This is a genomic window from Bacillus sp. FJAT-25509 (genome assembly GCF_001420605.1).
Lineage (GTDB): Bacteria > Bacillota > Bacilli > Bacillales > Bacillaceae_G > Gottfriedia.
Genome location: NZ_LJIZ01000008.1, coordinates 26,020 through 44,908 on the forward strand (window position 1 = coordinate 26,020; position 18,889 = coordinate 44,908).

12 protein-coding genes are annotated in these 18,889 nt (G+C 35.7%); 9 read left to right on the forward strand and 3 right to left on the reverse strand.

Annotated elements, in window-relative coordinates; genetic code table 11:
- Position 1: 1 nt before the first annotated feature.
- Both AN960_RS05405 and speB read left to right on the forward strand, forming a co-directional pair.
- A complete protein-coding gene (locus tag AN960_RS05405) occupies positions 2-1,186 on the forward strand; it encodes an iron-containing alcohol dehydrogenase (protein WP_056467961.1) in 1,185 nt (394 codons plus the stop codon).
- 116 nt (positions 1,187-1,302) lie between these two features.
- Positions 1,303-2,301, forward strand: a complete 999-nt coding sequence (speB, locus tag AN960_RS05410; RefSeq protein ID WP_056467966.1) for an agmatinase — start codon at positions 1,303-1,305, stop codon at positions 2,299-2,301.
- A 643-nt stretch (positions 2,302-2,944) separates the two neighbouring features.
- Here speB and AN960_RS05415 read toward each other — a convergent pair.
- Positions 2,945-4,333, reverse strand: coding sequence for an APC family permease (locus tag AN960_RS05415; RefSeq protein ID WP_056467969.1), 1,389 nt, complete (start codon positions 4,331-4,333; stop codon positions 2,945-2,947).
- Positions 4,334-4,597: 264 nt separating this feature from the next.
- Here AN960_RS05415 and AN960_RS05420 point away from each other — a divergent pair, with 264 nt between their 5' ends.
- Positions 4,598-5,428, forward strand: a complete 831-nt coding sequence (locus tag AN960_RS05420) for a MerR family transcriptional regulator (protein ID WP_056467972.1) — start codon at positions 4,598-4,600, stop codon at positions 5,426-5,428.
- Positions 5,429-5,582: 154 nt separating this feature from the next.
- On the opposite strand, the gene AN960_RS05425 is transcribed toward AN960_RS05420, so the two are convergent.
- On the reverse strand, positions 5,583-10,007 hold the full coding sequence (locus AN960_RS05425; RefSeq protein WP_056467975.1) for a pullulanase X25 domain-containing protein: 4,425 nt from the start codon (positions 10,005-10,007) through the stop codon (positions 5,583-5,585).
- A gap of 415 nt (positions 10,008-10,422) precedes the next feature.
- Between AN960_RS05425 and AN960_RS05430 the strand changes: the two genes are divergently transcribed.
- The 3 genes from AN960_RS05430 (at position 10,423) to AN960_RS05440 (ending at position 15,609) form a co-directional block, all read left to right on the forward strand.
- Positions 10,423-11,649, forward strand: a complete 1,227-nt coding sequence (locus AN960_RS05430; RefSeq protein ID WP_056467976.1) for a Zn-dependent hydrolase — start codon at positions 10,423-10,425, stop codon at positions 11,647-11,649.
- A gap of 403 nt (positions 11,650-12,052) precedes the next feature.
- On the forward strand, positions 12,053-14,515 hold the full coding sequence (locus AN960_RS05435; RefSeq protein ID WP_056467977.1) for a glycosyl hydrolase family 28-related protein: 2,463 nt from the start codon (positions 12,053-12,055) through the stop codon (positions 14,513-14,515).
- A gap of 197 nt (positions 14,516-14,712) precedes the next feature.
- A complete protein-coding gene (locus tag AN960_RS05440; protein ID WP_056467978.1) occupies positions 14,713-15,609 on the forward strand; it encodes a phosphate ABC transporter substrate-binding protein PstS family protein in 897 nt (298 codons plus the stop codon).
- A 53-nt stretch (positions 15,610-15,662) separates the two neighbouring features.
- Here AN960_RS05440 and AN960_RS24365 read toward each other — a convergent pair whose 3' ends face one another.
- Positions 15,663-15,815 carry a hypothetical protein gene (locus tag AN960_RS24365; protein ID WP_156339626.1) on the reverse strand — a complete coding sequence of 51 codons (153 nt, stop codon included), beginning with the start codon at positions 15,813-15,815 and terminating at the stop codon, positions 15,663-15,665.
- Positions 15,816-16,081: 266 nt separating this feature from the next.
- On the opposite strand from AN960_RS24365, the gene AN960_RS05445 reads away from it, so the two are divergent.
- The 3 genes from AN960_RS05445 (at position 16,082) to pstA (ending at position 18,825) form a co-directional block, all read left to right on the forward strand.
- Positions 16,082-16,975 (forward strand): phosphate ABC transporter substrate-binding protein PstS family protein, encoded by an 894-nt coding sequence (locus AN960_RS05445; RefSeq protein ID WP_390310939.1) that lies wholly within the window; start codon positions 16,082-16,084, stop codon positions 16,973-16,975.
- A 69-nt stretch (positions 16,976-17,044) separates the two neighbouring features.
- Entirely contained in the window at positions 17,045-17,941 is an 897-nt protein-coding gene (gene pstC / locus AN960_RS05450; protein WP_056467989.1) for a phosphate ABC transporter permease subunit PstC, read from the forward strand.
- Positions 17,938-18,825, forward strand: coding sequence for a phosphate ABC transporter permease PstA (gene pstA / locus AN960_RS05455; RefSeq protein ID WP_056467992.1), 888 nt, complete (start codon positions 17,938-17,940; stop codon positions 18,823-18,825). Before pstC ends, pstA begins: the two co-directional genes overlap by 4 nt.
- The last annotated feature ends 64 nt before the right edge of the window (positions 18,826-18,889 follow it).

Consider the following 18,889-nt stretch of genomic DNA (forward strand, 5'->3'; position numbering starts at 1 on the left):
TATGTTATGGGATTTTCATTTTAATCTGCCTACTTCTATAGAGTTTGGGAATGGAACAGTAAAGAATATTGGGAAAAGAGCTAAAGAATTAGGTGGAAATAAAGCCCTTATTATTACCGATAAAGGTCTTGCACAAACAGGAATCTTGGATAAAATCACACAGTCATTAGATCAAGAAGGTGTCAATTATATTGTTTACGATAAAATAGCTCCAAATCCAAAAGATGTAGATTGCGAGAGTGCTTATCAACAGTTTAAAAACGAGAACATTGATCTTTTAATTGGTCTCGGTGGCGGAAGTTCGATGGATACAGCCAAAGCAATTGGAACACTACTTACAAACGGAGGAGAGCTAAGAGAACGTTACGGCGTAAATTTACTGGAACGTGAAATTCCACCATTAATTTGTATTCCCACAACTTCAGGCACCGGTAGTGAAGTTACAAGAGGTTCTGTCATTACCGATACCGTGACAAAACAGAAGGAGGCGATACTAGATTTGAAAATCGCTCCTAAACTAGCACTTGTCGACCCTGAATTGACGCTAACATTGCCTAAATCAATTACAGCCGCTACAGGAATGGATGCACTCACACATGCAATCGAAGCTTATACCTGCAAAGTTGCACAACCACTATCAGATGCTTTAGGACTATATGCAATAGAATTAATAGCAAAATATCTTCCATTAGCAGTTGAAAATGGCCACGATTTAGAAGCTAGGAAAAATATGCTATTGGGCAGTTTAGTTGCGGGAATCGCCTTTGATAACACGGATCTTGGGGCAGTACATGCGATGGCTGAACCACTCGGAGGACTTTATGATACTCCACATGGTGTAGCGAATTCTATTTTTCTTCCACATGTATTTGAATTTAATATTCCATCCAATCCAGAAAAGCACGCTATGGTAGCAATCAAACTTGGGGCAAATCCAGAAGGAAAAACAATGGAAGAAACTGCATACGAGGGTGTTGCGTTGTTAAAAGGGCTGGCAAATAAAATTGGTATCCCTAGCTTCCAAGATTTAGGGAATGTAAATCCCAAAGACTTCCCTTTCCTAGCGGAAGGAGCCTATAAACATTTGTGTACTCAAGCCAATTCAAGAGATTTGACAGAGAAAGATTATCTGAACTTATTTCAAAAAACTTATGAGGTTAAAAACACCACTTTTATTAAAAATTAAATTAATGTGTAAAATGGATCGAAGCAAAATGTAAAATCCTCAGTTAAGAAATGGTCATCCGGCAGAAAATATTTCATAAAGAAGCGAGGATAAAAATTTGGAAGGAGGTAGCATGAATGTCTAATCGGGATGAAAAGCAGGTATTAAATTTACCTTTTACAGGCATTTGTACTTTTGGAAAATATCCAATATGTGCGAACCTGGATGAGCTTGATGCAGATGTGGCGGTCATCGGGGTGCCTAATGACATGGGTACACAATGGAAATCAGGAGCAAGAATGGGCCCTAGAGGAATTCGCGAAGGCTCTACATTATATAGTTTCGGTCTGGATGGTGCTTATGACATTGAAAACGACATTATGTACCTTGGGCCAGAATGGAAAGTCGCCGATTGCGGTGATGTAGACATGGTACACGGGGATATTATGCAATGCCATGAGAATACAGAAGAAGCTATCCGAAAAATCATTTCTAAAGGTGCTATGCCGGTTGTATTAGGCGGTGATCATTCTATCACAGCAGCAGTCGGAAAGGGACTAGAAGATATAGGTCCGTTTCATGTGATTCAAATTGATGCCCATTTAGACTGGGCAGACCATCGCTCTGGAATGCGGTATGGTCATGGAAATTGCATTCGCCGCTTATCAGAACTAGATCATGTTCAGAAAATATTTCAATTTGGCATTCGCGGGATCAGCAGCAGCAAAAAAGAAGACGTCGAAGCAGCAAGATCGTATGGCAGCGTGATCCTATCGCCGCGGCAGATGAGAAAGATGGGACTTAAGGAAGTGCTGGAGCTAGTTCCTGCCGGCGAAAAATATTATGTAACAATTGATATTGACGGTATCGATCCATCCATTGCACCTGGAACAGGAACGCCTTCTCCAGGTGGTCTCCTCTACGATGAGGTTAATGAATTGCTTGAAGGGATTTCCAAAAGAGGAGAGGTCATCGGTTTTGATTTAGTAGAAGTTGCTCCGCAATATGATCCTACTGGCATGACCGGACAAGTAGCAGCCCGTATTGTACTAGACTTACTCAGCTATGTATTAAAGGAAAAAGAGATAAAAGGGAATAAAAAATACGGAAAAGAGAAGAACGAAATGTTATTTTAAACGGATTCGTTTCGTCACCAAAAGGGGAGAAAGTTCTAGCTAAAAGGACAGTGAAGGGGAAAAACTACCCTTGCCTGTCCTTTTTGCATGCAAAAATGGAAGTTCTGTTCAGTTTCACCCAGGAGTACGAGTAAATTTTGCCTGGTTTTACGCGCTGCTTCAGCCTTAATAAAGTTATGGGAATCAAATTTTCATATTGTAGGAATCGAACAAACGGATGTTGTTCTGTCAGCGTCTTAGGAAAATGGTTTAAATTAGTGCCCTAACGTGTATGAGGAAGTGTTCATAAACGCCATAAATAAATTGGTTTTACTGGGGATACAAGGTGGACCGTTACTTTCTCATAACTTAATCACATTGTTATCGAGTTAGCGTAAATAATTGTCCTGTAATTTATTAAACTATTCACTCAAAACACCCCAATCCTGAACGCTCTATTTCATAATGATTTACTACAAATGCTACTGTGTACTCAAGTTTTTCATTATAGCCTGTTTTAGATCCCTTTGGCTCTTTGTTTTAATGAGCAAAAATAAAAGGAACTCCACAAATTTTGAGGAGTCCTTTGGATACTAGATTCCTTAAACACAAATGGGAAATCCAGTTTTTTATTTTATTCGCTTCCTTTTCCTACTACATACTATTATGAATGGACTGGAATATTTTTCTCTTTACCTTCCATTAACATAAATTCATCATTCATTTCATCAAAATGTAGTTTTCGAAGACGTTGACGGAAGAATTTTGTCAAGAAAGTCAGATATAAAAACCCAACTGCCATCCAGCTGACCCCTAAAATTAACGCATTTATATTCAAATAGGACCATAGCCATAAGATGAATCCTGCCCCAATTAAAGGGAAAATTAAGTACTGAATAGTCCCTTTGGGAGAACGCTTACAATTTTTAATATAATAGTGAGCGATTACAGAAAGATTGACAAAAGTAAATGCAATAAGAGCTCCGAAATTTATAAAAGTGATCGCTGTATCAAGGCTTAGGACAGTCCCTAACATAGAAATTAAACTAACAATAAGAATATTAGCAGTTGGTGTTCTAAATCGTGGATGTATGTATCCAAATGTCTTTTTAGGTAAAACAGAATCGCGTCCCATTACATATAGCACTCGAGATACGCTTGTAACAGAGGAAACACCTGAAGTAAAATTACCAATTATCATAACCGTTATGAATAAAGAGCTAAATAAATTGCCACCAACCATTTTTACGAGCTCTAGCGCCGCAGAATCAGTGTTTTTGAAGGCATATCCAGGAAAGACAATCTGAGCCAGATAGGAGGAACCAATGTAGATTAAACCCATAATCACCATCATGACAAAAATTGCTTTAGGGATCGTTTTTTCAGGATTAATGGTTTCCTCAGACAATGTTGTAACAGAATCAAATCCTAGAAAGCTGAAGCAGAGAATGGAAGCTCCAGACAGGAGAACAGAAGTTGAAACATTTGATTTAAAGAAAGGTTCAACTGCTAAAAGTGTACCTGTACCCATTCCGTTTAAGACGCTTTTTATCGTTAAGAATGCAAAGACAATTATAAAAAGGATTTGGGCGATCACAAAAATCTTGCTTGTATTTGCTGAAACGTTTATACCAATATAACTAATGATCGTAATGCCGATATTTAGGATTACAATCCAAAGCCAAAATGGAACTTGTGGAAATTGCGATGTTAAAAATACAGCGGACATAAGACAGGTAATCATCGGTGTCAGTAAATAATCTAATAAAATGGTCCAGCCAATCATAAAGCCGGTTTCGGAATTCATCGACCTCTGAGTATAAGTATAAGCTGAACCTGAAACCGGGTGAGCCTTTGCCATCTTTCCATAGCTTAATGCAGTAAAAACAATCGCCATAAATGCAATTGCATACGCACCCGCCAGCACTCCCTTAGAACTATTCGCTGCAATGCCATAAGTGTTAAAGAAAACCATCGGATTATTCCATGCTAAACCTAAAAAAACAACGTGAAACAATGTAAGTGATCTTCTAAGCGTTATTTTTTCAGCCAAGTTCCATATCTCCTTTACGAATTTAATAGGGTCTTTTAGCTCTAAACATTGTTTCTTTTCAATCTTACAGAGGTCAATGAGGTTATACTTGGGGTTCTCTACTAAACAAAAAATCTTCTATTTTTATCACCACCCTTATTTATTCATTCGGATTAATCTGAATATTGTGTATAATCATAGTAAAGCTTTGTGTTACACAAAAGTCAATAGAATTTGTTTTAGCATTTTTCTTCTATTCTAACTCTCGGAAACGGTGGTGTTTTTATGAAAGAAAGGTTAACGATAAGTGAGATAGCCAAGTTAAGAGGAATGACGACAGAGGCTTTGCGTCATTATGACCGAATTGATTTATTTAAACCGAAATTTGTTGATCCCGAAACAGGATACCGATACTACTCCATTTTTCAGTACGAGATCCTTGGAACCATCAAAGAGCTTCGTCAAATTGGGATGAGCACAGATGAAATTAAACAGTATTTCAATCAACGAAATTTTAAGAAATCAAGTGAGATTCTTAAAGCCAAACATGCTGAACTTGTTTCGAAACTAAAGGAATTAACCGAGATAGAAGTAAACATCAAAGAAAAAATAGCCTATTTAGACAATATTTCAAGAAAAGAAGCATTTCAAGAGATTATCTTTCGCGAAATAAAAAGTAGAAAGTTAATTACTTTAAATGAAAAAATTAATAGTAATTTGGAACTTTGTTACAGTATTATCCGGTTGGAAACCATGCTAACAGAGAAGGCACCCATTCTCGCGAGTAATCGCTTGGGCATTATCATCGAAGAAGATGACATTAAGGATAAACGGTTTGAAGAGCCCTCAGTGATATTTGTTGTAGCGAAAAAGGATGAAAAAATACAAAAAGAGTATCTGAAAATGATTCCTGAAGGGTTATTTGCATGCATCCGCTATAATGGGGAATTATTAAGGAATCGCAGTAAAAGCTTAAATAAATTATTTACATACCTTCATGAAACAGGCTATCGTATTATTGGTGGCGCATTGCAGATCATGGTGGTGGATATTACCGTAACGGATAATCCGAATGAAGTGATGTTTGAAATTCAAGTCCCAGTTAAAAAAATTTGAAATTTCTCTGGATATACGAATTTGGAGAGCTATTCACTCTATATTAGTAGAGATTAATGAGCGTAAAGGTCCCATATAAAGGGACCTAAAAATAATTTAACAAAATTAACCCTAGAAAGGTCTGCCAAACTCAGCAGACCTTTTCCGTTTCTATTTATTTCGACTCACTAATCGTCTTATTAACAACATCAATCACATAGTTTTTAGTGTTTTTGTTGATCGAATCGCCATCACCTTTAAAAATCGTGGATTTGGTTGTATCAGTTGGTTCAATGTGTACTGGTACTTGTGTCTGCCCTTCTTTTAGATTAATAGATTGAGTGAATTTCATCTCATTATCGGTAGTTACTTTTTCCCCGTTGATTGTGAGGTTAGCTCCTTTAATTGAATTCCCTTTGACAGTTAAAGTTGAACCATTTACATCAATTTGGCTTACTACAAGTGGCTTATCAATCCAGCGTAAAATTGTATCTTGAACAGTCATTTTGTTGCCACCTTGGTTTGAAACAACTATTTTCATATCAGTTCCAGTCGCACCGTAACCGTAGTAACTGATATCATCGTCTGATGGATCAGATGGTGTATGGTCTGCTAACCCTTCGTGATCCCATGTGTTGTCTCTCGTATATTTGTAGGTAATTTCAGTTCCTTCTTCAAGCTCAACTGTATATTCCCAATCTGGTGTAACAGCGCCATTTCGGCTCATTGACCATGCACCTGTATTCCAACCATTTAAGCTGTTAGGTATATTCATTTGTGCTGACAATGGTGTGTCATCTGGTGCATGTACCTTAAATGTGACTTGTACCATGACAATATCTGGTGTAACACTTACAGTATTTGAATCCACATAGTTCCCTGCTTGATCAAAGACACGGATTTGGTAGTTATATGCTGTACCGTTTGTGACCTGATAATCACGTAAGGTAGTAGTGTCCCCGTTTACTGAAGTAAGTAAATGACCGTCACGATAAATGACTGCTTTATATGGCTGATCTGGCTGCGTAAGTTTCCAGTTCAAGTTAACTTGACCAGACTCTTTAATTGGTGTCTCCAAAGTGACCTTACTAGCAGGGGGCGTAGTATCTAAAGTGCTACGTGTATAATTCACTTCTTTTGTTTCAGAGTATACCCATGTATTACCTAAATTAGGTGTGAAGGCCATTCTGTATTCATATATGCCAGCCTCTAATGGTGTGAAGCTACCTTGAAACTCATTAGCTTGATTTTCTTGAGACTGACCATTATATAGAGTTTGGTATGATTCCCAAGCAGTCTGGCCTTTCATTCTTACTTGAAGCTCGGCTGTAACTCCTTCAGCTGGACCTGTTTCTGTTGCACCTTGCAAGTAAAAAGTTGCTTTAACAGTAGAATCAAGCGCTAAATTCAGCTCCTGATTAGCTAAGGCTGTCATGTTGGCCACGCTAGCTTTGCTAACATCGTAGTGAGGTACGAGACCAACTGAGACTGCAGGTTCAGATTCGTTCCCGTTAGCATCTACAGCAGTTACAGAAAAATAGTAGTTACGACCATTATTTAAATCTGAAATGTTTACAGAAGTGTTCGTCGTTTCTTTTACTTTTGTCCATAATCCGCCAGCAATAGTAGATTGATAAACATTGAATTTTGTGCCAGTTCCTGTCCAGCTTAAAGTAATTTGTTTAGAGCCTACAGTCCCAATTACATTTTTAACTGACTGTGGATTTTTTACTTCATTATTGGATATTAACATTCTTCCTGATTCAGCAGGAACGCTCAATGTTAACTTGCCATCCTTCACTGTAGCAACATATTTTTTATCCAATTGGTCTTCTAGACGAATTCCGTTCGCAATCAGCGTTTTAGTGTCAACTTCAACAGTTTGTGCAGTTTTCCCTCTGTTGATGATGATGAGGGCTGATTTTGTTCCTTTAGTACGAACGTAAGCTAATACATCGTTTTTAGCATAAATATGGTGAAGATCTCCGTGACTAAATAGATCGGAATTTTTACTTCGAATTTGACCAATCGTTTGATAATGTTTAATCAAATCTTGGTTTTCATTTCCCCATGGATACGTACGGCGATCATCTGGATCTTTTGATCCTGTTTGACCCGCTTCATCTCCATAATAAATGGTCGGTGCACCAGGATAACCCATTTGAAGGATAGAGGCTAGCTTTAATCGTTTCACACCTTCATTGTAATTATAGTTTGGATCTTGTTCAGCTCGATTGTAAGTATCTGTTCCGTTGCCTAGTAGGAAGATAGCTCGTGCAGTATCATGAGATCCCATTAGATTCATGAGAGCATAAAAAGCTTCCTTTGGATAATCCTCTTGAACAGCAAGAAGGGAGTTTTGTGCATTTTCTGCATTACCATTCTTTAAATAATCTAGTATGGCACTGCGGAAACGATAATTCATTACGGAATCATATTGATCTCCTAAAAAGTATTTGGAAGCGTCATCCCAAATTTCTCCTAAAATAAGTGGTTTTTCATCTTTTTGAAGAGTTTGACCTGCGCCTGTCATCTTCTTGGATTTAATTTCTTTTCGAAATTCCTGCCAAAATGAGCTGTCTACTTCATTCGCTACATCTAAACGCCAGCCAGAAGAACCGCGATCAATCCATGATTTGCTTACAGAATCCTTATCATACATTATATAGTTAGCAAATTCAGTGTTGTTAAGTTCACTAGGGTGATCTACCTTTGAACCTTCTTTTGATTCAAATACTGGGAGACTGTCATAGCCCCACCAACCTTCATACTTATAATGTTCCCCAGATGAAACACCGTTGACTTTTTCATTTGGCACTTTAACATTTTCAATATGGAACCAGTTTTCAAAACCGTACGGGCTAAAGGATTGGCCTTCGGAGATAAATTGCTTTTTCGCTTTCTCTTTGGCAGTAGCCTCTAACAGTTTTTCATTATTCATCAAATCATAAATACGAGACCAGTACTCATATGCACCAACTGTTTTATATTTGTTATAGCGGTCAAAATAGATTGAATCATCTGAGACGTGGTTAAAAACACCGTCTAAAATTAAATGCATATTACGTTTTGCTAATTCTTTTGTGAAGTCTTTAAATTCTTTTTCTGAGCCAAACATTGGATCCACTAATTTGTAATCTGTTGCATCATATTTATGGTTGGATGGTGCAAGAGCAATCGGATTTAAATAGAGTGTGTTGACTCCCAGTGATTGAAGGTAATCAAGCTTTGCTTTGATTCCAGCAATGTCACCTCCATAAAAGTCATTACTAAACTCACCGTCTCCAGTATATGATCCATTTCCTTGTTCATAAGGATTATCTGGTAAGCTTGTCCAAGAAGGGGGATGTTCGATTGGTTGATTACCACGAGCTCCAACCTTGTCCTTTACATTGTCATTTGTCTTGTTTCCGTTAAAAAATCGATCCGGAAAGATTTGATAAACGACAGCTTCTTTCATCCAATCTGGGGTTTGATAGTTAGGGTCATATACTGTCAGTTGGAAAAGGCTTGCATTTTTATCTACTGCTTTTCCAGTATGACCTTCTTGTGTGTCTTCTCCATATTCTGCCGTTGTATCTTGGTCTCTGACAATGAATTTATACCCATGAACACCTTTGTCCGTCGGAGTAAACGTAGCCTCCCAGTATTCAAGGTCACCTTTGTCTTTTGTGTTTGACCAACCTACATTCTTCATAGTCAAAACCTTTGTTGTACCTGAATTATAGTTTTTTACATAAAGGCTCGCGCTTGTTAAATCGCCTTTTTTAGCTGATATCCTGAAGGTGACAGGTGTCTTTTCTGGAACGGCCCCAAATGGCTTTTTGTATACTTGATCCCATGAATCATGATAGAGGGCATTCTGATCAATTAAGCCATCAGATCCTGCTGGTTTATAATCTGTATAAACTTCTTTTGTTTGGTTATTAAAGAAAAATGTAATAGTAGATTCAGAGAGTACAGTTAACTTTAGATTGGAAGTAGGGTAGGACTCTGTCCAATCTTTTCCTAGTACAATCTTGTATTCGTAAGTACCGCTTGGCACTTTTGTAGTAAAGGAATAGATATTTTTGAAATTATCATCTTTTAATATGGCCGTTGAGTCTGCTGGGCTCCAAGCTGGCCCTGCATTAATAGCAGGCTGGATTGTTCCAACAAGGCGTGGTTGTCTTTCGTCCGCTATTGGAGTGTAATGAGTGCTGTCAGTAATTGAATGAGTGTTATCATTATAATAGAAAGTGACATCCTTTTGTTCGGATAGTGTTAGTTTAATGTTGTTGCCGCCAGGATTTCCGCCTTCACCGTAATTTTCTGACCAGTTTCCACCAATGGCGATTTTGTACTCATATTCTCCAGCTGGTAAAGTACCAGTAAATGTATAGAGACCATTACCTTTATACACCATTTCTGTTTGTTTTGAAGATGGGTCCCAATCACCTGAATTTCCTAACAACTTTTGAAGGCTTCCTACAAGTACAACTTGTCTAGCTGTCGTTTCTGCTGCTTTTACAGTTCCGTTTGTAAAAAATCCCGGAAACATCTGGAGAACTAATCCTAATACAGTAACAATCGATAATATTGATCTCTGTTTTCTCCTCATGAAAAAACCCCTTTCTCTTTCTAAGTTAGGAAAACGTTTATACAAAAGATGCAATAAAAATATGTATGTAGGTAATGCTTACTTATTGCAAACGTTTGCACAAATTGTTTTCAAAATAATTATATCTTTTTATTAACACAAATCAATGGAAAATAGCAAAATAATACAAATTTTCTGAATTATGGACACTTAATGTCAGTCATAGAAAGGCTCATATAAATAATCTTTCTGTCTTTGTTTTGAATGAATAAGTAAGATGCAATTCCTAGTATTATAAAAGCAGTTACCATCGTATTATTTAATGAAACAACTTTATTTAAATTAGTAAATATTTTCTCGAATATTCTAGTTCACTAAATGAATTATCCGCAATTGTTATTGAAGATATTGCCCAATAATTAAAGGAGGCCTTCATATGATCAAGACGAATGCTAATCGGCTTCAAAGATTAATTGAGTTGTTTAGTGAATATGGTAAAACGGAAAACAATGGAGTAACTAGACTAGCATTATCTACTGAAGATATTGCTGTAAGGAAGAAATTTCAAGCGTTATGTGAAGAAGTGGGAATGACAGTAAAGCATGATGATATGGGGAATATGTATGCTACTTTACCAGGGAAAAAAAACCTACCTCCAATTGTAATTGGTTCCCATTTGGACTCAGTTATAAAGGGAGGACGTTTCGACGGCGTACTAGGTGTACTTACAGCTTTAGAGACTGTTTATACAATTATAGATGAAAAGATTGAATTAGATTATCCAATTACCGTTGTCAATTTTACAAATGAAGAAGGGGCAAGGTTTGAGCCATCTCTTATGTCTTCTGGCGTACTATCAGGTAAATTTGATAAAAAGAAGATGATTGCTTCTACAGATAAAAATGGAATTACATTTGCAAAAGCATTAAATGAAAGCGGTTTCTATGGTTCTGAAGCAAATCGCTTAAAAGAAGCTAGCGCGTATATCGAACTACATATTGAACAAGGACCTGTACTGGAACGGAAAAACTTAGAAATCGGGGTAGTAGAAGGTGTACTAGGAATGGTATGCTACGAAATCTCTGTATTTGGAGAATCCAATCATGCAGGTACGACGCCAATCAGCATGCGTAAAGATCCGATGTTCACTGCTGCTAATGTGGTGGTAGATTTACAAAAGCAATTACAAAGACTAGATTCAGAGCTCGTTTACACAATCGGTCGTATAAATGCATATCCAAATATTCATACGGTCATTCCTTCAGAAGTAACCTTTACTTTAGAGGCGAGACATAAAGATCCGAGTGTTATTGTAGAAGTTACACGAATGGTTGAAGAATTACCAGTAAATATAAGTGGCTGTCCAATCAAATCCACCCGACTATGGGATCGAGACACAGTTGACTTTGATGAAGAAGTAGTCAATGCTGTGGAATATGCTTGCAAAGAGTTAGGGTATAAAGAAAATCGAATGTATAGCGGCGCTGGGCATGATGCTCAATTCATTGCTTCCTATATTCCAACAGCTATGATTTTTGTACCAAGTGTAAATGGATATAGTCATCGTGAAGATGAATTAACTTCATATGAGGATTGTGCTAAAGGGGCGAATGTTTTACTTAATAGTGTGTTAAAACTTTGTCTTGAGAAAGTGAAGAAATAGGGTTTGTTCATAAAAAACTCTGGTGATATGCAAGTAGAGTATGTGACTGAGCTGTTTTAAAATTTAATTAATATATCTAAAAAAGGCAACGTATACAATGGTACGTTGCCTTTCCTTCTTTATGAAAGAAGGTTTCTAAATTAAGAATTTTTTTGTATTTACTTATGTAAATTTGAATGATTGCTATTAAATGGAGCTCTTCTAATTAAATTAAGAAAATGGTAAATTAAGCCTTATTAATATTATTGTATACAATGTGAGTGCGAGGATGTAAACTAAATTTGTGAAACGAGTAACAAACTTAATTTGTTTTGTGAAATATGTAACAAACTATTTAAGTTAGTTTGTAGTTTTCGTTTCAATTAAGTAAATTAACTAGCTACATCTTAGGAGGAACATCATAGTGAAAGAGCAATTTAAGTCAGTTCGAAAAGTTTTATCTTCAACAGTAATCGCTGCTATAGTCGCAACCTCAGTAACCCCAGCGTATGCTGCTTCGTCTTATACAACTTATGTAAATGCATCAAAGGCAACAGATAAATTTGTAAAAGCTGGCCTACCTAAGCAAACTTCTGATGAAAAAAGAATCGCATCATTAGAATCTACAGCTAGAAAAGAAGTAGCAAAATTAACGAGTAAATATAAAACAAAGAAAAGCTTATTTACTAAACAAATTACGAGTCAACACAACAAAGTAGTTTCTTATGAAGCATTAGAAGATAAAGCAGAAAAAGGTGCAAATGATGCAATTAAAAAATTTGAAGCATTTAAGGGTAATGTTACAGTAAAAACAACAAGCACTGAAGTGACTGCTCATTATAATGATGCTTTGAAAGCAATAAATAATTTAAAATATGCAAATGTTAAATCAGCTTTTATTTCAAAGTTGACTAGCATTAAGTCGGACATTACAAAGAAAATTGCTGGATTACAGGTTTCAAGTATAAGCAATATTAGCGACATTAAAGTTAACGGCAAAGAAAATGTACCCCTTCCAAAAACAGTAGTCGTAACACTAGTAAACGGTACAAAGGTTTCTAAAGCTGTTCAATGGAATCAAACTAACTTTAGCAAGGCAGGCACTTATACTGTTTATGGTACTGTAGCTGATACAACGAAGAAGGCAAGCGTAAAAGTTGTAGTTGCTGGACCAGTCATGATCGCAAATTCAGAGGACTATGTACATGTACAGGACTTCAAATTTTCAAATAACTATAATGCTGGATATTTTGCTTATAAAGTAGGATTTAAACTAGACGTAAATGAATTACCATCTAGCTTATTAAAAGAAATTAAAATTACGTTGATTGATGAAAAGGGAAATACAATTGCAACTAAAACAGCTTCTGGTACTCAAATCGACCAATTAAAAGTCGACGGTGGTATGATCAGTACGGAGTTTATCCAAAGTGATAAAGTGGTAAAGGACGATTGGTGGACAAGTTCAGCTTACGACTTAACAACACCGTCAAAAGCAGTGATACAAATCACAGATAAATATCAAAATATTTATAAAGTAGAAAATAGCAATCCAAGTGGAATTCCTAATAGCATTATGTTATCAAGCCAAAATAGCACAAGTAATTTCACGGATATCCAATCAGCAGTAGATGCCGCTCAAGATGGAGATTCAATTTATATTCCTAAAGGAACGTACGAATTAAATAAACAAATTAGAATTGAAAAAGCACTTACTTTAATTGGAGCAGGAGATTCAACAGTTATTAAAAAAGGTTCTACATCTTGGACAAACACTACAGGAACAAAAGGTTATGCCTCATTAATTACAGTAAATAGTGGAGATAAAGCAGTTAAACTTCAAAACATTACAGTAATAGGTGCAGCGAATATCACAATGACAGGATCTGGTTCAGGAACTGATTATGGAAGCGGTATAAATGTAGTTAGTTCTTCAGATGTAACTTTAAATAATGTTAAGTCAACAAACAATGCAGCAGCTGGCTTAATCGTAAACAGTTCAAATGTTACAGCTAACAATTTTAATACAAGTGGAAACAGTTGGTATGGTGTAAATGTCGATAAGAGCGCAAGTGGAGATGCGAGCTTTACTTTAACAGGCAACAGTGTGATTAGTGAAGCTACTCCAATCATGTCAGATAAATCAACAAATGTAACAGTAGATGTAAAAGGTTATACTGCTTATCCTATTGAAGGAACAACATCAACAGTATGGAACAATAAAGTTCCAGAAAATTTTATTAAACTAACAAATGCAAATAGCACAAGTTATTACTCAAACCTTGAAAATGCAGTAAATGCCGCACAAGATGGAGATACAATCAAAGTACCGGCTGGAACATACAAATTAAATAGCCAGCTTAGAATAGAAAAATCAATTACGATTATTGGAGCAGGAGATTCAACAGTTATTACAAAAGGTACTGCACCATGGACAAACGCAACTGGAACAAAAGGCTATGCATCATTAATTACAGTAAATAGCGGAGATAAAGCTGTAACTCTAGAAAATCTAAAAGTGACAGGTGCCGCGAATATCACAATGACAGGATCTGGTTCAGGAACTGACTATGGTAGTGGTATAAATGTAGTAAGCTCAACAAATGTAACTTTAAATAACATCACTTTAACAAATAATGCAGCAGCAGGTTTAATTGTAAATAGCTCAAATGTTACAGCAAACAATTTAAATACAAGCGGAAACAGTTGGTATGGTGTAAATGTTGATAAGAAGGCTAGCGGAAATGCAAGCTTTAATCTAACAGGTAATGGTGTAATAGGAGAAAATACGAAAATCTATTCAGAGTCACCAGACTATGTTACTGTAAATGCTCAAGGTTATACTTCTAGTGTAATTACAGGCGGAGCAATGGTTTGGACTAAATAATCTAAGTAACTATTTTAAAACACCCTATTCCTTAAAGGAGATAGGGTGTTTTCTTTTTATGATTTAATAAAAGAAATACTATGTAATCCTAAAACAACTTTACGAATTATTTACAATCGTTTAAAACTAGGTTAATTATTCTTTTCTATAGTTAGAGATGTAGAAAATAATAATTTTCCTTAGGAGGACAAACAATAATGAAACGTGGATTAAAATTAACATTTGCAGCAATGGCTATTACAGGTATGTTAGCAGGATGTTCTAATAAAGACGAAAAAACAACTGGCAAGACTAGTACAGATGATAAAAAAGTAGAATTAACAGGAACAATTGGTGCTGCAGGATCAACAGCATTACAACCACTAGCTGACGAAGCAGCAACTGAATTTATGGCGAAGTTCCCACAAGTATCAATTACAGTTCAAGGTGGCGGTAGTGGTACTGGTGTAAACCAAGTATCTACTGGAGCAATTCAAATTGGTAACTCAGATGTACCTGCTGCTGAAAAATTAGAAGATAAATCTTTAGCAAGTTCATTAGTAGAAGCTAAAGTTGCTGGTGTTGGTTACTCAATGGTTACAAATAAAGATGTTGGTGTAGATTCACTTACACTTCAACAAATTGAAGATATTTTCGCTGGAAAAGTAGCAAACTGGAAAGAAGTTGGCGGTAAAGATGAGAAAATTAATGTAATTAATCGTCCAGCATCATCTGGTACTCGTGCAGCGTTTGAAAAGAAAATTATGAAAGACGTTAAGATTAATGATGGCGTAGGAACAGTTCAAGATTCAAACGGTGCAGTTGAACAAGCTGTAAACTCTACTCCTGGTGCAATTTCTTATCTTGCTAATTCATATTTAATTGGCGATAAAAAAGACGCTTTAAAAACTGTGAAAATTGATGGAAAAGAATCTTCAACTGATAACATTACTTCTGGTGCATACCCATTCTATTCATATGAGTATATGATTACAAAAGGTGATGCAAAATCTCCAGTAAAAGAATATATTGAATTCATTAGTGGCGATGAATTTGCTAATAAGTTAGTTGAAATGGGCTATATCCCAGCTTCAGAAATGTCAGGTTTACAATAATAATGTAATTTGAGCTGACTCTAAAGGTCTATGACTTTTTGAGTCAGCTTTTTTTATTTCTTTGTAATGGACAAAAAGCTTTTTTCAACAAATTCCGTCGCTATATCAACAAAAAGCATCACTTTATCAACGAGGTTCACAGCTATATCAATTAAAGTCACTATATGTTCGGGCTTTTCAATATTGACTACGTTAACGATCAACATGATGAAACTACTTAAAAAGTAAAGTTAGTATTAAGTAGTTTTCTACTTTATATTTAGTAAGTTTTAATAAATACTTGATAGTTTAACGCAACGTTTAGTGCCCTTATATCGACTAAATATACAATTCTTAAAAAGATTTACAATTTCTTTACGATTGATTAAAACTTGCTTAACCTAAAAACTTTAAAGTAGAGAATGTAAGAGAGAAACAAACAAAAATAAAAAACAAAATTAAAAATAAAAACAAACATTTTAGGGGGATTAAAATGAAACGTGGATTAAAATTAACATTTGCAGCAATGGCTATTACAGGTATGTTAGCAGGATGTTCTAATAAAGATGATAAAACAACTGGAAAGACTTCAGATGATAAAAAAGTAGAATTAACAGGAACAATTGGTGCTGCTGGATCAACAGCATTACAACCACTAGCTGATGAAGCGGCTACTGAATTTATGGCTAAGTTCCCACAAGTATCAATTACAGTTCAAGGTGGCGGTAGTGGTACTGGGGTAAACCAAGTATCTACTGGAGCAATTCAAATTGGTAACTCAGATGTACCAGCTGCTGATAAATTAGAAGATAAAACTTTAGCAAGTTCATTAGTAGAAGCAAAAGTTGCTGGTGTTGGTTACTCAATGGTAACGAATAAAGATGTTGGTGTAGACTCACTTACACTTCAACAAATTGAAGATATTTTCGCTGGAAAAGTAACGAACTGGAAAGAAGTTGGCGGTAAAGATGAAAAAATTAATGTAATTAATCGTCCAGCATCATCTGGTACACGTGCAGCATTTGAAAAGAAAATTATGAAAGACGTTAAGATTAATGATGGCGTAGGAACAGTACAAGACTCAAACGGTGCAGTTGAGCAAGCTGTAAACTCTACTCCAGGTGCAATCTCGTACCTTGCTAACTCATATTTAATCGGCGATAAAAAAGATGCTTTAAAAACTGTGAAAATTGATGGAAAAGAATCTACTACAGACAATATCGTTTCAGGTGATTACCCATTCTATTCTTATGAGTACATGATTACAAAAGGCGATGCGAAATCTCCTGTAAAAGAATATATTGAATTTATTAGTGGCGACGAGTTTTCTAATAAGTTAGTTGAGATGGGTTATATCCCAGCTTCGAAAATGGCAGGCTTAGAATAATATAAAAAATGAGAGTTGGTTTTATACCAACTCTCAAACTAATTTATTAATGGATGATAGGGGTTTATCATGAATTTCAAAAAAAGAAACTTTTTTCTAATTGAATACCTTGGAAGAACTCTTGTAACTTTATGTGGTTTCTTAATGATCGGTATTACAATAGCAATAATAGGATTTATTGTTAGTAAAGGGATTCAATCATTTACAGTAAGTGATATATCGTTAAGTGAAATTTTGTTTTCAAAACATTGGAGTCCGAATAATGCTTCAAACCCAACATATGGTGCTTTAATCTTTATTGTTGGATCAATTCTTGTATCTGTTGGCGCTGTAATTATAGCTGCACCAATTGCGATTGCATTAGCAATTTTCATGAATTTTATTTCACCTAAGTTTGGTGAAAAAGTATTAATTCCAGTTTTAGAAATTCTAGTCGGTATTCCCTCAGTAGTTTATGGATTTCTTGGGGTAACAATATTAGTTCCACTTCTTAGAAATACTGTAGGTGGAGTAGGTTTTAGCTTAATTGCAGGGATTATTGTGCTTAGTATCATGATTTTACCGACAATTGCAAGTATAGCATCTGATGCTGTGCGAGCTGTTCCTAGAACTTATTTAGAAGCATCATATGGACTAGGCTCTACTAGATGGCAAGCAATTAAATTGGCAATTGTACCCGCTGCAAAAACAAACATTTTAACAGCAGTCGTTTTAGGTCTGGCTCGTGCATTTGGTGAAGCATTAGCTGTACAAATGGTAATCGGAAATACAGTTAAGTTCCCTAATGGTATTTTTGACCCAACAGCAACATTAACAGGAATTTTAACAATGGATATGGCAAATACATTAAACGGTACAGCTTGGAATAACACTTTATGGACTCTAGCAATGATCTTACTTTTAATATCCTTCCTCTTTATACTTGTCATTCGATTAATTGGGAGAAAAGGAGGATATGAATCATGATTGCAAGAAAAATGGATAAGATTTGGACGGGAATTCTTTGTTTAATAGCTGGCTTAGTTGTAATATTATTACTATTTTTATTAAGTGAAATTATTTTTAAAGGTTGGGGATTCTGGGACTTTGATTTCTTGTTTGGAAAACCTAGTAATATTCAAGCAGGTGGTGGGATTGGACCACAACTTTTTAATTCATTTTATATCTTAGTGTTAACATTAATTATTTCAGTTCCGATTGGAGTTGGAGCTGGGATTTATATGGCAGAGTATGCAAAACCAGGTCGATTTTTAAATTTCTTAAGACTATGTATTGAAACGTTGGCTTCGTTGCCTTCAATCGTAGTAGGTTTATTCGGTTTATTAGTATTTGTAACAATGACTGGATGGGGTTACACATTAATTGGTGGTGCACTTGCGATTTCAATCTTAAATCTTCCAAGTTTAACAAGGATAAGTGAAACAGCGTTATTAAATGTTCCTAAAACTAGTAAAGAAGGTAGTCTTGGATTAGGAGCTACAAAGTGGCAAACTATTACTAAAATTAGTATCCCAACAGCAATTCCACAATTAATTACGGGGATTATTTTAGCAGCTGGAAGAATTTTTGGTGAAGCAGCGGCATTAATCTATACTGCTGGACTTACAACGCCTATTCTAAATAATGCTGCTCCATTAAATACACCGATGAATCCGTTTAATATTTTTAGACCAGCAGAAACGTTAACAGTTCATATCTGGAAATTAAATTCAGAAGGTATTGTTCCAGATGCACAAAGCATCGCTACAAAATCTGCTGCAGTCTTAATCGTAATGATCCTTTTATTTAATCTATTTGCTAGATTGTTTGCTAAGTTTTTAAATAGACGTTTTACAGGGGCAAAAAGATAATAAAATAAGTATTTTTAAAAATCTCTATGGAAGATTCCGTAGAGATTTTTTGTATTAGTTGGTT